Source organism: Streptomyces sp. MUM 2J, assembly GCF_022414535.1.
Classification (GTDB): Bacteria; Actinomycetota; Actinomycetes; order Streptomycetales; family Streptomycetaceae; genus Streptomyces.
The window spans coordinates 16,353-29,653 of record NZ_JADWYM010000060.1 but is presented as its reverse complement, the minus strand read 5'-3'; the positions used below and the strand labels follow the sequence as shown (position 1 = coordinate 29,653).

At 70.5% G+C, this 13,301-nt stretch carries 12 protein-coding genes; 3 read left to right on the top strand and 9 right to left on the bottom strand.

Translation table 11 applies throughout. From position 1 onward, the window contains the following. Positions 1 to 326 precede the first annotated feature (326 nt). From I3F54_RS29940 to thyX, 3 genes are all read right to left on the bottom strand, one after another. A complete protein-coding gene (locus I3F54_RS29940) occupies positions 327 to 2,012 on the bottom strand; it encodes a ribonuclease J (protein WP_240122060.1) in 1,686 nt (561 codons plus the stop codon). A gap of 156 nt (positions 2,013 to 2,168) precedes the next feature. Continuing rightward, positions 2,169 to 3,068: a 4-hydroxy-tetrahydrodipicolinate synthase gene (dapA, locus tag I3F54_RS29935; RefSeq protein ID WP_240122059.1), complete on the bottom strand. Its 900-nt coding sequence runs from the start codon at positions 3,066 to 3,068 to the stop codon at positions 2,169 to 2,171. 214 nt (positions 3,069 to 3,282) lie between these two features. After that, positions 3,283 to 4,023, bottom strand: coding sequence for an FAD-dependent thymidylate synthase (gene thyX, locus I3F54_RS29930; RefSeq protein ID WP_240122062.1), 741 nt, complete (start codon positions 4,021 to 4,023; stop codon positions 3,283 to 3,285). A 256-nt stretch (positions 4,024 to 4,279) separates the two neighbouring features. On the opposite strand from thyX, the gene I3F54_RS29925 reads away from it, so the two are divergent. Both I3F54_RS29925 and I3F54_RS29920 read left to right on the top strand, forming a co-directional pair. Next, entirely contained in the window at positions 4,280 to 4,519 is a 240-nt protein-coding gene (locus tag I3F54_RS29925) for a hypothetical protein (RefSeq protein ID WP_240122058.1), read from the top strand. Between the two features lie 90 nt (positions 4,520 to 4,609). Further along, positions 4,610 to 5,161, top strand: a complete 552-nt coding sequence (locus I3F54_RS29920) for a PH domain-containing protein (RefSeq protein WP_240122057.1) — start codon at positions 4,610 to 4,612, stop codon at positions 5,159 to 5,161. A gap of 82 nt (positions 5,162 to 5,243) precedes the next feature. Here I3F54_RS29920 and I3F54_RS29915 read toward each other — a convergent pair whose 3' ends face one another. From I3F54_RS29915 to rpsO, 5 genes are all read right to left on the bottom strand, one after another. After that, the gene (locus I3F54_RS29915; protein WP_240122056.1) at positions 5,244 to 5,696 is read right to left on the bottom strand and encodes a hypothetical protein; all 453 of its coding nucleotides are present in this window, start codon (positions 5,694 to 5,696) and stop codon (positions 5,244 to 5,246) included. A gap of 13 nt (positions 5,697 to 5,709) precedes the next feature. Then, a complete protein-coding gene (gene dapB, locus I3F54_RS29910) occupies positions 5,710 to 6,462 on the bottom strand; it encodes a 4-hydroxy-tetrahydrodipicolinate reductase (protein ID WP_240122055.1) in 753 nt (250 codons plus the stop codon). A gap of 43 nt (positions 6,463 to 6,505) precedes the next feature. Beyond that, positions 6,506 to 7,885 (bottom strand): pitrilysin family protein, encoded by a 1,380-nt coding sequence (locus tag I3F54_RS29905; protein WP_240122054.1) that lies wholly within the window; start codon positions 7,883 to 7,885, stop codon positions 6,506 to 6,508. Continuing rightward, positions 7,882 to 10,095, bottom strand: a complete 2,214-nt coding sequence (locus I3F54_RS29900) for a polyribonucleotide nucleotidyltransferase (protein ID WP_240122053.1) — start codon at positions 10,093 to 10,095, stop codon at positions 7,882 to 7,884. Before I3F54_RS29900 ends, I3F54_RS29905 begins: the two co-directional genes overlap by 4 nt. Before the next feature lie 365 nt (positions 10,096 to 10,460). Further along, positions 10,461 to 10,748, bottom strand: coding sequence for a 30S ribosomal protein S15 (gene rpsO, locus I3F54_RS29895; RefSeq protein WP_004982702.1), 288 nt, complete (start codon positions 10,746 to 10,748; stop codon positions 10,461 to 10,463). 271 nt (positions 10,749 to 11,019) lie between these two features. Between rpsO and I3F54_RS29890 the strand changes: the two genes are divergently transcribed. Further along, positions 11,020 to 11,313, top strand: a complete 294-nt coding sequence (locus I3F54_RS29890) for a DUF397 domain-containing protein (protein WP_240122052.1) — start codon at positions 11,020 to 11,022, stop codon at positions 11,311 to 11,313. Positions 11,314 to 11,462: 149 nt separating this feature from the next. Here the strand turns inward: I3F54_RS29890 and eccD are convergent, their stop codons facing one another. Then, positions 11,463 to 12,971 (bottom strand): type VII secretion integral membrane protein EccD, encoded by a 1,509-nt coding sequence (eccD, locus tag I3F54_RS29885; protein ID WP_240122061.1) that lies wholly within the window; start codon positions 12,969 to 12,971, stop codon positions 11,463 to 11,465. Between the last annotated feature and the right edge of the window lie 330 nt (positions 12,972 to 13,301).

The window sequence follows — 13,301 nt, the reverse complement described above, 5'->3', positions numbered from 1 at the left end:
CAAGGAACGGACGCTTCCTTCGTACTCACCCTCTCGGGCTTTCCTCCGGGCGCTTCCCTTCGGTGTCTCCGACTCTATCAGATCTTTTCCGACCCGATTTCCTCGGTGCTTTCCAGGTTCCCGCTCTCGCGTTTCCCTTTCCGGCGGCCCCGACTTTATCAGAGATTCTGAGTCGGATTTTCCGCTCTCATCGGGACACATGGTCCGGCGCACGAAGCGGCCGGGTTCCCAACGAGGCGGAGCCGTAAACGTACTGGAGCGGGGCGCCCCGATGCAAATCGAGGCGCCCCGCTCAGGTGCGCTGCCTGTTCCCGCCTGTCGGAGCGTCAGACCTCCACTACGACAGGGAGGATCATCGGCCTGCGGCGGTAGGTGTCGGAGACCCACTTGCCGAGGCTCCGGCGGACCAGCTGCTGCAGCTGGTGCGGTTCGACCACGCCGTCCTGGGCCGAGCGCTCCAGCGCCTCGGCGATCTTGGGGATGACCCCGTCGAAGGCGGCGTCGTCGATACCGGACCCGCGGGCCTGGATGTGCGGGCCTCCGGTGATCTTCCCGGTCGAGGAGTCCACGACGACGAAGACCGAGATGATGCCCTCCTCGCCGAGGATCTTACGGTCCTTCAGTGCCGGCTCGCGGACGTCACCCACGGACAGCCCGTCGACGTAGACGTATCCCGCCTGGACCTTGCCCGAGATCCTGGCCTTGCCCTCGACGAGGTCGACGGTGACGCCGTCCTCCGCGATGACGATGCGGTCGTGCGGAACGCCGGTGAGGGCGCCGAGTTCGGCGTTGGCACGCAGGTGGCGCCATTCGCCGTGGACCGGCATCAGGTTCTTCGGGCGGCAGATGTTGTAGAAGTACAGCAGCTCGCCGGCCGAGGCGTGGCCCGAGACGTGGACCTTGGCGTTGCCCTTGTGGACGACGTTGGCGCCCCAGCGGGTCAGGCCGTTGATCACGCGGTAGACCGCGTTCTCGTTGCCGGGGATCAGCGACGACGCCAGGATCACCGTGTCGCCCTGGACGATCCGGATCTGGTGGTCCCTGTTCGCCATCCTCGACAGTGCCGCCATCGGCTCGCCCTGGGAGCCGGTGCAGACCAGGACCACGTCGTGGTCCGGGAGGTCGTCCAGCGTCTTGACGTCCACGACCAGGCCCGGGGGGACCTTCAGGTAGCCCAGGTCCCGGGCGATGCCCATGTTGCGGACCATGGAACGGCCCACGAAGGCGACGCGGCGGCCGTACTCGTGCGCGGCGTCCAGGATCTGCTGGATGCGGTGCACGTGGCTGGCGAAGCTGGCCACGATGATGCGCTTGCGGGCGCCGGCGAAGACCTGGCGCAGGACGTTGGAGATGTCCCGCTCGTGCGGCGTGAAGCCGGGGACCTCGGCGTTGGTGGAGTCGGAGAGGAGGAGGTCGATGCCTTCTTCGCTCAGACGTGCGAACGCATGCAGGTCCGTGAGGCGGCCGTCCAGCGGGAGCTGGTCCATCTTGAAGTCGCCCGTGTGGACCGCCATGCCGGCGGGCGTGCGGATCGCGACCGCGAGGGCGTCCGGGATGGAGTGGTTGACGGCGACGAACTCGCAGTCGAAGGGGCCGACGCGCTCGCGGTGTCCTTCCGCCACCTCCAGGGTGTACGGACGGATGCGGTGCTCCTGGAGCTTCGCCTCGATCAGCGCCAGCGTCAGCTTGGAGCCGATCAGCGGGATGTCCGGCTTCTCGCGCAGCAGGAAGGGCACGCCGCCGATGTGGTCCTCGTGCCCGTGGGTGAGGACGATGCCCTCGATGTCGTCGAGGCGGTCCCGGACGGACGTGAAGTCCGGCAGGATCAGGTCGATGCCGGGCTGCTCCTCCTCGGGGAAGAGCACGCCGCAGTCGACGATCAGCAGGCGGCCTCCGTACTCGAAGACCGTCATGTTGCGGCCGATCTCGCCGAGGCCGCCCAGCGGCGTGACCCGCAGGCCGCCCTCGGGGAGCGGGGGCGGCGGACCGAGTTCAGGATGCGGATGACTCAAAAGACTCTCCTCACCACGCACGCCACGTACCGGTCGGGCACGTGGCGCGCATGACGTTCGTGCAGAAGCAGTTGTTGTTGTGGGGTACGGGCACCGGTGGCCCGCCTATTCAGTTGTGAAGTGCGTGTGCGTGCCTGCGCGCGCGAAGTTTCGATGTCAGAGCTGTACCCCGCCTGCGGCAAGATCGATCTTGAGCTGCTCGATCTCCTCGGGCGAGCACTCCACCATCGGAGCGCGCAGGGGGCCGGCGGGCAGACCCCGCAGGGCGAGGGCGGCCTTCGCCGTCATGACGCCCTGGGTCCGGAACATGCCCGTGTAGACGGGAAGCAGCTTCTGATGGATCTCCGTGGCCTTCTGCACGTCTCCCGAGACGTACGCCTCGACCAGGGCGCGCAGGTCCGGGGTGACGACGTGGCCGACGACCGAGACGAAGCCGACCGCGCCCACCGAGAGCAGGGGCAGGTTCAGCATGTCGTCGCCGGAGTACCAGGCGAGGCCGGAGCGGGCGATGGCCCAGCTGGAGCGGCCGAGGTCGCCCTTGGCGTCCTTGTTGGCGACGATCCGCGGGTGCGCGGCGAGACGGACGAGCGTCTCGGTACTGATCGGCACTCCGCTACGGCCCGGGATGTCGTAGAGCATCACCGGCAGGTCGGTGGCGTCGGCGACGGCCTTGAAGTGCCGGTACAGGCCCTCCTGCGGGGGCTTGTTGTAGTACGGCGTGACGACGAGCAGTCCGTGCGCGCCGGTCCTCTCCGCGGCGCGGGCCAGCTCGATGCTGTGGCGGGTGTCATTGGTGCCGACACCGGCGACGACGTGGGCCCGGTCGCCGACCGCCTCCAGGACCGCTCGGACGAGCTCCGCTTTCTCCGTGTCGCTGGTCGTGGGGGACTCACCGGTGGTGCCGTTGATGATCAGGCCGTCGTTGCCCGAGTCCACCAGGTGGGTGGCGAGCCGCTGGGCGCCGTCGAGGTCGAGTGCGCCGTCCGCCGTGAAAGGCGTGACCATGGCGGTGAGGACCCGCCCGAAGGGGGTCTGCGGAGTGGAGGTCGGAGCCATGGGTTACACGCTACTCGTTGCTCACCACGTGGTCTGCCCTCGGGGTATCGGGACAGTCGGGACAGAGATGGAGCCCGGCACTGCCTGCTCGGGGGTTCAAGCAGTGCCGGGTCCGTTTGATCAGGCTAGATGAACTTCTCCAAATGCCGCAATACGGACACCTCACAAGGCTGACCCGTACATCTGTGCCCGGCCGGCGAAAGGAAGTACGGCGTCACGGTGCCACACGGCCGTTCGCGTTGAACGCGGCGTAGGTGAGCGGCATCAGCCGGGCCCACTCGCTCTCCATCCGCTCGCCCACCATCTCGATCTCCCGCTGCGGGAACGACGGCACCTTCGCCAGCTCGTGCTGGGTGCGCAGGCCCAGGAAGTGCATCAGGGACCGGGCGTTGCAGGTGGCGTACATCGAGGAGAACAGACCGACGGGCAGGACCGCGCGGGCGACCTCACGGGCGACACCGGCGGCGAGCATCTCCTGGTAGGCCTCGTACGACTGCCGGTAGGAGTCCTCCATGACACGGCCGGTCAGTTCCTGCTGGGCCCGGGTGCCCTCGACGAACCGGTACTGGCCGGGGCGGCCCTCCTGGACCAGCTTGCGGGACTCGTCGGGGACGTAGAACACGGGCTGCAGCTCGCGGTAGCGCCCGCTCTCCTCGTTGTACGACCAGCCGACACGATGGCGCATGAACTCCCGGAAGACGAAGATCGGTGCGCTGATGAAGAAGGTCATCGAGTTGTGCTCGAAGGGGCTGCCGTGCCGGTCCCGCATCAGGTAGTTGATCAGGCCCTTGGAGCGTTCGGGGTCCTTGTCCACGTCCTCCAGGGACTGCTCGCCCCTGGTGGAGACACGGGCGGCGAAGAGCACGTCGGCGTCCGACGCGGTGTGCTTGACCAGCTCGACGGTGACATCGCTGCGGAAGCCGGGCTTGAGGTCGTCGGCGGGGGTGTCGGTCACGGTGGTGGAGGGCCTTCCCATCTCGTCTCTTGGCGACGCCACTCTACGGCGCCGCGGTGACGGCAAGGGCGTTCGGTGCCCGCGCCCCGCGGAGACGGACGATTCCGGTGAACCCCGTGAAGCCTGTGAAGCCTGTGAAGTCGGCGAAAACGGGCACCGCGGGGAGCGTTTGTTCGTCTTCACGGGCGACCACGCACCGTTCTCGTCCGGAAGCACCCGGATGAACCGAAACCCCCCGGAAGGGAGACACCCGCAGATGGCCGGTCGGCGTGAGCCCGTCCCGTTCGCCTTTCCCGCCGAGGCGGACGGATTCCGCAGCAATGTCGCTCCCCCGCCCCGCGAGCGGGCCGGGGTGGGCCAGCTGGCCGGGCGCTGGCTCCTGGGCCTGACCATCGTCGCGGGACTGGTCGGGTCCCTGCTCCTCGGGATGCCGGCGCTGTCCGTCGACCACTCCTCCACCGCTCCCCGGCAGTCGCAGGCGTCACGGGGACACTGAGCGTTCCGCGGGCCCCGATGGTGGTGGGCGGGGGCACGGGCGGATAACCTCACCGGGCACAGCCCGTGCCTGGACGAGTGAGGACCAGTCGTGCCCCTGCCCTTCCTTACGGCCGACCGTACCTTCGACGCGGCGGACGACGTCCCCCTGCCGTACGAGGACCGCGATCACTGGCGACGCCCCTACCGGCCCGGACCGTGGCGTGTGGGGGCGGCGGCCCTGAGCCTGCTGCTCGCCTCGTACGTGCTGTTCGCGGCCGTCGTCATCGCGTTGACCGGCACGCCGGGCGGAGCCGGTGCCGTCTTCGGCGTCGCGGCCGTGGTGATCGCCGTGGCCCTGCGGCTGCTGCGGATGGGTGTGTGGGTGAGCGGTCAGGGCCTGCGGCAGGTGGGCCTCCTGGTCACGCGGACCGTCCCGTGGGAGCAGGTGACCAGCGTCCGCACGGTGCAGCAGCCCGTGCGCTGGCTGGGGCTGCCGCGCACGGTGCAGGGCCAGGCCCTGCTGCTCGCCGGGCGGGGGCGCGCACAGGGCGCACCGCCCCTGATGACGACGCACAACGCGGACTTCCTGGCGCGTGTGGAGGCCTTCGACCGGGCCACGGACACGATCGAGGCGTGGGCCGCGGAGAACGCGCGGGGCTGACCCCGCGGCGGTACACCAAGGAGCCCGGTCCGCTCGGGGCCGGGCCCCTTCCCTGCCCGGTGGCCCGGCCCCGGGAAAGGGCTCAGGTCGCCGGCTGTCTGCCCTCGTGCAGGGCGATCGCCCGCTGCATCGCCTTACGGGCGCGCGGGGTGTCGCGGGCGTCGTGGTAGGCCACGGCGAGCCGGAACCAGCTGCGCCAGTCGCCGGGGGCCGCCTCCGTCTCGGCCTTGCGCCGGGCGAAGACCTCGTCGGCCGAGTCACGGTCGATCCGGCCGCTCGGGGTGCGGACCAGCTCGTCGACGGGCAGGCCGCCCTCGGCGGCGAGCTCGGCGGCGAGCTGGTTGGCCTTGTGGACGAACCGCGTGTTCTGCCACAGGAACCACACGCCGATCACCGGCAGGATCAGCACCGCGACCCCGAAGGTGACGGTGAGGAGCGTGCCGGACTGGATGAGCATCACACCGCGACTACCGACCAGGACGAAGTAGAAGACCAGGACGGCGGCCGTGACGGCGTAGGAGATCTTCGCGCGCATGACGGTCCGGTGCTCAGCTCAGGTCCAGGAAGTGCTCCAGGCCGAACGTGAGGCCCGGAGTGGTCACGACGCGGCGGGCACCCAGCAGGATGCCCGGCATGAAACTGCTGTGGTGCAGCGAGTCGTGACGGATGGTCAGTGTCTCCCCCTCGCCGCCGAGCAGGACCTCCTGGTGGGCCAGGAGACCTCGCAGGCGGACCGCGTGCACCGGGACACCGTCGACGTTCGCGCCGCGCGCCCCCTCCAGGGCGGTCGCGGTGGCGTCCGGAGCGGGTGCCGTTCCGGCCTCGCGGCGCGCCGCGGCGATGAGCTGGGCGGTGCGCGTGGCGGTGCCGGACGGGGCGTCCACCTTCCTCGGGTGGTGCAGCTCGACGACCTCGACGGACTCGAAGTACGGGGCGGCGAGCTGCGCGAACTTCATCGTCAGCACGGCGCCGATGGAGAAGTTCGGCGCGATGAGTACGCCCGTCCCCGGCGACCGGGCGAGCCAGTCCCGCAGCTGTGCGAGGCGCTCGTCGGTCCAGCCGGTCGTGCCCACGACGGCGTGGATGCCGTGGCGCAGGCAGTGGTCGAGGTTGTCCATGACCGAGTCGGGGGTGGTCAGTTCGACCGCGACCTGGGCGCCGGACTCCTCCAGCGCCTCCAGCCGGTCGCCGCGGCCGAGGGCGGCGACCAGCTCCATGTCCTCGGCGGCCTCGACCGCCTTGACCGCCTCGGACCCGATGCGGCCCCTGGCGCCGAGGACCGCCACACGCAGCTTGCTCATCTCTGTTGCTTCCTTACGACCGACGGGGATTGACCGGAGGGGATCAGGCGACCGTATCGTGCAGCCGGGCTGCCTGTTTGTCCTTCAGCGGGCCGATGACGGACAGCGACGGCCGCTGTCCCAGGACGGTGCGGGCGACGGCACGGACCTCGTCGGGGGTGACCGCGGCGATCCGGGCCAGCATGTCGTCGACGGACATCTGCTCGCCCCAGCACAGCTCACTCTTGCCGATGCGGTTCATCAGCGCGCCGGTGTCCTCCAGACCGAGGACGGTGGATCCGCGGAGCTGGCCGACGGCGCGGCCGATCTCGTCGTCGGACAGGCCGTGCTCGGCGACGTGGTCCAGTTCGTCGCGGCAGATCCGCAGCACGTCGTGGACCTGCGAGGGCCTGCACCCCGCGTAGACGCCGAAGAGGCCGCAGTCGGCGAAGCCGGAGGTGTACGAGTACACGCTGTAGGCCAGGCCGCGCTTCTCGCGGACCTCCTGGAACAGCCTCGACGACATGCCGCCGCCCAGTGCCGTGTTCAGCACCCCGAGCGCCCAGCGGCGGTCGTCGGTGCGGGCCAGGCCGGGCATGCCGAGGACGACGTGCGCCTGCTCGGTCCTGCGGGCGAGCAGCTCGACGCGGCCCGCGGTACGCAGGGAGCGCCGGCCGGCGCGCGGGTCGATGGGCTGCGCCGCGGGGTCCTTGAGGGCGCCCGCCCGCTCGAAGGCCGCACGGACCTGCCGGACGACCTTGGCGTGGTCGACGTTGCCCGCGCACGCGACGACCAGGTGGGTCGGGTCGTAGTGCTTGCGGTAGAAGCGGCGGATCCGGTCGGCGGTGAGGGCGTTGACCGTGTCGACGGTGCCGAGGACCGGACGGCCGAGGGGGTTGTCGCCGAACATGGTGTGCGCGAACAGGTCGTGCACACAGTCGCCCGGGTCGTCCTCGGTCATCGCGATCTCCTCGAGGATCGCGCCGCGCTCGACGTCGACGTCCTCCTCGAGGATCCGGGAACCGGTCAGCATGTCGCAGACGACGTCGATGGCCAGCGGCAGGTCGGTGTCGAGCACCCGCGCGTAGTAGCACGTGTACTCCTTCGCCGTGAACGCGTTCATCTCGCCGCCGACGGCGTCCAGGGCGGAGGAGATGTCGAGTGCGCTGCGGCGCGAGGTGCCCTTGAAGAGCAGGTGCTCCAGGTAGTGCGTGGCGCCGTTCAGGGACGGGGTCTCGTCACGGGAGCCGACGTGCGCCCAGATGCCGAAGGTGGCCGAGCGGACGGAGGGCAGGGTCTCGGTGACGATGCGCAGGCCGCCGGGGAGGACGGTCCTGCGGACGGTACCGGTGCCGTCGGCGCCCTTGATGAGCGTTTGGGTACGGGCGACGGCCCGCGCCTCCGAAGAGGGGCGGGCCGTCGCCTTGGAGCCGCGGGACGTCACTTGTCGGTGTCGTCCTTCTGCTCGTCGTCCTCGCCCTCGATGACCGGGACCAGCGAGAGCTTGCCGCGGGAGTCGATCTCGGCGATCTCGACCTGGACCTTCTGGCCCACGCCGAGGACGTCCTCGACGTTCTCCACACGCTTGCCACCGGCCAGCTTGCGGATCTGCGAGATGTGCAGCAGACCGTCCTTGCCCGGCAGCAGCGAGACGAAGGCACCGAACGTCGTGGTCTTGACGACCGTGCCCAGGTAGCGCTCGCCGACCTCCGGCATGGTCGGGTTGGCGATGCCGTTGATCGTGGTGCGGGCGGCCTCGGCGGAGGGGCCGTCGGCGGCGCCGATGTAGATCGTGCCGTCGTCCTCGATGGTGATCTCGGCGCCGGTGTCCTCCTGGATCTGGTTGATCATCTTGCCCTTGGGGCCGATGACCTCACCGATCTTGTCGACCGGGATCTTGACGGTGATGATCCGCGGGGCGTGCGGGCTCATCTCGTCGGGCCGGTCGATGGCCTCCATCATCACGTCGAGGATGTGCAGGCGGGCGTCGCGGGCCTGCTTGAGGGCCGCGGCCAGGACGGAGGCGGGGATGCCGTCCAGCTTGGTGTCGAGCTGGAGGGCGGTCACGAACTCCTTCGTGCCGGCGACCTTGAAGTCCATGTCGCCGAAGGCGTCCTCGGCACCGAGGATGTCGGTGAGGGTGACGTAGTGCGTCTCGCCGTCGATCTCCTGGGAGATCAGGCCCATGGCGATACCGGCGACCGGGGCCTTCAGCGGCACACCGGCGTTGAGCAGCGACATGGTGGAGGCGCAGACGGAGCCCATCGACGTCGAGCCGTTGGAGCCGAGGGCCTCGGAGACCTGGCGGATCGCGTAGGGGAACTCCTCGCGCGTCGGCAGGACGGGCACCAGGGCGCGCTCGGCGAGGGCGCCGTGGCCGATCTCGCGGCGCTTCGGGGAACCGACGCGGCCGGTCTCACCGGTGGAGTACGGCGGGAAGTTGTAGTTGTGCATGTAGCGCTTGCGGGTCACCGGCGAGAGGGTGTCCAGCTGCTGCTCCATGCGGAGCATGTTCAGGGTGGTGACGCCCAGGATCTGGGTCTCACCGCGCTCGAACAGGGCGGAGCCGTGGACCCGCGGGATGGCCTCGACCTCGGCGGCCAGGGTGCGGATGTCGGTGACACCGCGGCCGTCGATGCGCTTCTTCTCCTTGATGACGCGCTCACGGACCAGGGTCTTGGTCAGGGAGCGGTACGCGGCGGAGATCTCCTTCTCGCGGCCCTCGAACTCCGGCAGGAGCTTCTCGGCGGCGAGGGCCTTGACGCGGTCCAGCTCGGCCTCGCGCTCCTGCTTGCCGGCGATGGTGAGCGCCTGGGCGAGCTCCGGCTTGACCGCGGCCGTCAGGGCCTCCAGGACGTCGTCCTGGTAGTCGAGGAAGATCGGGAACTCACCGGTGGGCTTGGCGGCCTTGGAGGCGAGGTCCGACTGGGCCTTGCACAGGACCTTGATGAAGGGCTTCGCGGCCTCCAGACCGGCGGCCACGACCTCCTCGGTGGGCGCCTCGGCGCCGCCCTCGACCAGCTTGATGGTCCCGTCGGTGGCCTCGGCCTCGACCATCATGATCGCGACGTCGCCGTCCTCCAGGGCGCGGCCCGCGACGACCATGTCGAAGACGGCGTCCTCGAGCTCGGTGTGCGTCGGGAAGGCGACCCACTGGCCGCGGATCAGCGCGACGCGGACACCGCCGATCGGGCCGGAGAAGGGCAGACCGGCCAGCTGCGTGGACGCGGACGCGGCGTTGATCGCCACGACGTCGTACAGGTGGTCGGGGTTGAGCGCCATGACCGTGCAGACGACCTGGATCTCGTTGCGCAGGCCCTTGCGGAAGGACGGGCGCAGCGGGCGGTCGATCAGGCGGCAGGTGAGGATCGCGTCCTCGGAGGGACGGCCCTCACGGCGGAAGAAGCTGCCGGGGATCTTACCGGCGGCGTACATCCGCTCCTCGACGTCCACCGTGAGGGGGAAGAAGTCGAGCTGGTCCTTGGGCTGCTTGGAGGCGGTGGTGGCCGACAGCACCATGGTGTCGTCGTCCAGGTACGCGACGGCGGAGCCGGCGGCCTGCTTGGCCAGGCGGCCCGTCTCGAAGCGGATGGTGCGGGTGCCGAAGGCGCCGTTGTCGATCACGGCCTCGGCGTAGTGGGTCTCGTTCTCCACCAGCGTTTTCTCCGTTGCTTGTCGTCTTTCGTCCCTCCTCGCCCGTGTGGCGGGGGACGGTGGCGGAGAAGCGTCGCTTCTGGTGCGTGCCGGTCTTCGATCGAAGCACCCGGGGCTCGCTTGCTCCCGGGGGCCACTACCGAGGACCGGCGGCGGCGAGGTGCGCTTCTCCTCTTGTCCTGCGTTCCACGCCGCGCGGTTGCGTCGCGCGGTCGCGTCGTTCGTTCGGTGTCGTGCGTATGGCGTTGTGCGTATGGCGTTGTGCTACCACACTACAAAGCGTGAGTGACACTCCGCATGTCCCCGCACGTACGGCAAAGGGAGCGGTCCCCGATCCTCCCGGGAACCGCTCCCTTCACGGCGTCCTACTTGGCGCCCGCCGCACCGCGGCGGATGCCGAGGCGGTCGACCAGCGCGCGGAAGCGCTGGATGTCCTTCTTGGCGAGGTACTGCAGCAGGCGACGGCGCTGACCGACCAGGATCAGCAGACCACGACGGGAGTGGTGGTCGTGCTTGTGGGTCTTGAGGTGCTCGGTCAGGTCGGAGATCCGGCGGGACAGAAGGGCGACCTGGACCTCGGGGGAGCCGGTGTCACCCTCCTTGGTACCGAACTCGGAGATGATCTGCTTCTTCGTGGCGGCGTCGAGCGACACGCGTACTCCTCATAGTCTGTGAGCGGCCACCGAGTGCCCCCGGTCTGCATCTCGGGGGAGCTTCCGTTACTCGGGAGGCGGGGATCCGCTGGGCGCGGCCACCGGGGTCCTCAAGGACTTCCGGGGGTGCGTACACAAACGGCCGTCACTGAGGGTACCAGGCCGGCGCCGGGGTCGTTGCCCCGGTCCGGTGAACCGCCCGGCCGGGCCGGGTCCCGCCACTAGGGTGAGGACCAGCACCGTTCGTACGTCCGGAAGGGGTCGCTGGGGCATGGCGGAGACGGCTGAGGAGATCGAGGCGCGCAAGGCGCGGGAGCGGGACGAACTGTACGCGCTCGACATCACCGGTGCGGAGTGGGAGAGCGCGCCCGGCACCGAGGAGCACGAGGAGCGGGTCGAGATCGCCCGCCTGCCCGGTGGGGCCGTCGCCATGCGTTCGTCCCTGGATCCCGGCACGGTGCTGCGGTACACCGAGGCGGAGTGGCGCGCCTTCGTGCTGGGGGCGCGGGACGGCGAGTTCGATCTCGAGTCGGCGCCCGGCGGCGAGGGGCCCGCCCCCCGGTGACCCGAGGGGCCCCGCCGGTCCGAGGGCCCGCCACGGCCCTTCGCTGGCGGGAACGGCCACGGACGGAGGCTGGGGAAGGGGCGGTACGCGCGCGTACCGCCCCTTCCCGGCCGCCGCGGCCACGGCGGCCACGGCGGCCGGCCGCGGCACTAGCTCGTCATCGCACGTGCCCGCGCGTAGACGTCGAAGACGGCGAGGGCCAGCGGGATCAGCGTGAGCAGGACGAAACCCTCGGCGATCTCCAGGAAGCGTCCCCAGAAGGGGGTGACACCGCGCGCGGGGGTGATCAGGGCGATCGCGGTGACCAGGGCGGTGGCGGCGGCGACGGCCGCGACGAGCCAGACGCTGCGGATGTCGAGGGCGGTGGTGTCGCCCTGGAACGCGTCGACGAGGTAGTCCCGCGGCGGGTTCAGGGCGAGCCCGAGGCCGAGGAAGACGAGGGCGGCGAGTCCCGCGGCCAGGGTGGCGGCGACCTGAGCGGTGTAGCGGAACAGGTGGGCGCGCATCAGCATGCCCACTCCGGTGGCGAGGGCGAGCAGCTGGGCCCAGAGGTTGCTGGAGAAGCCGAGGACGATGGAGGCGCCCACGGCGACGAGGGCGCAGCCGCCGACCAGGCCGATGAGGAGTTCGTGGCCGCGGCGGGCCTGGGCGGCGATGCGCTCGGCGTCGACGGGCCCCTGGTCACCGGCCTCCGCGGTGCCGTAGCCGCCGCGCGCGGGGCTGGGTGGCTCGAAGCCGATGGGCAGCCGGGCGAACCGCATGGACAGGCCCGGCAGGAACGCCAGCGCGACGACGGACAGCGGAGCGCAGATCGCGGCCGTCTCGATGGGCCTCAGGCCGGTGAGGATCGCGATGAAGGTGGTGACCAGGCCGATCACGGAGGCGAGGACGAACGCCACGAAGGGGCCGTCGCCTCCGGGCGAGAGCAGGGTGAGGACCACGGAGGCGACCAGGACCGCCGTGCAGGCGAGCAGGAACTGGAGTCGTCCGATGCCCTGGCCGTCGGCGAGCTGCAGCAGGCCCGAGCCGGCGACGGCGACGTTCGGCAGGGCGCCGAGTCCGAGGGCGACGGCGGAGCCGCGGTCGTCGTAGACACGTGCCCGTACGCCGGCGAGGAGGACCAGCAGGAGGCCGGTGACGCCGGCCAGGACGCCCTGGAGGCTGTGCATGTCGTGGCGGATCTGCGAGCTCCAGGCCACGAACGCCAGCAGCGCCGGCAGGATGCCGCCCGCGACGAGGCCGGCGGCGCGGGTCAGGTCGCCGCTCCACAGGGTGCGGTCGCGGGTGACGGCGGAGGCGACCGCCTCGGAGACGTCGTCCAGGACGGCGGGCGGCAGTGAGTCGGCGAACGGGCGCAGGGTGAGCAGTTCGCCGTCGAGGATGCGCTGCGCGGTGAAGGAGCGGGCACCGTCGAGGACGGTGCCGTCGCGGCGGACGAGGTGGTAGCCGACGGGCGCGCCCTCGGTGGGGCTCTGCCGCGAGAGCCTGAGGATCTCCGGGTACAGGTCGGCGACCGGGACGTCGTCGGGCAGTGCCACGTCGATACGGCTGTCGGGCGCCACGATGGTGACCCGGCAGAAGCCGAATCCCGTGCCCGCCCCGGAAGGGGCTCCGGTGCCCGGTCCGCGGGTCGCGCCGGCCGGCGCGGAGGCCGTCATGCTCACCTGCTGTTCCCCCTCGTCGGTGGTGGGCGCCGCGCGGAACCGCCGCACGCGCTCCACCGGTGAAGATCCCGTGTGGGTCGTGTCGCGCCGCTCCGGTCACCGGCCGGCCCTGCGGCCGCGCCGGGGGCTCACGGGCGGAGCCTGGTTTCGAACCGTTGCGGATTGCCCCTTTTCCCGGCGTGGTTCGCAACTGTTCACACGTCTCACGGGCACCCTACCGCCCGTCGGTGTCGATGGTTGTCAGTAGGATCGCGCTTCGCGATCGACGTCCGCCTGACACGGGGCGGTGGACGAAAAACCTCGGTCCGGCAAGGGAATTGGTGC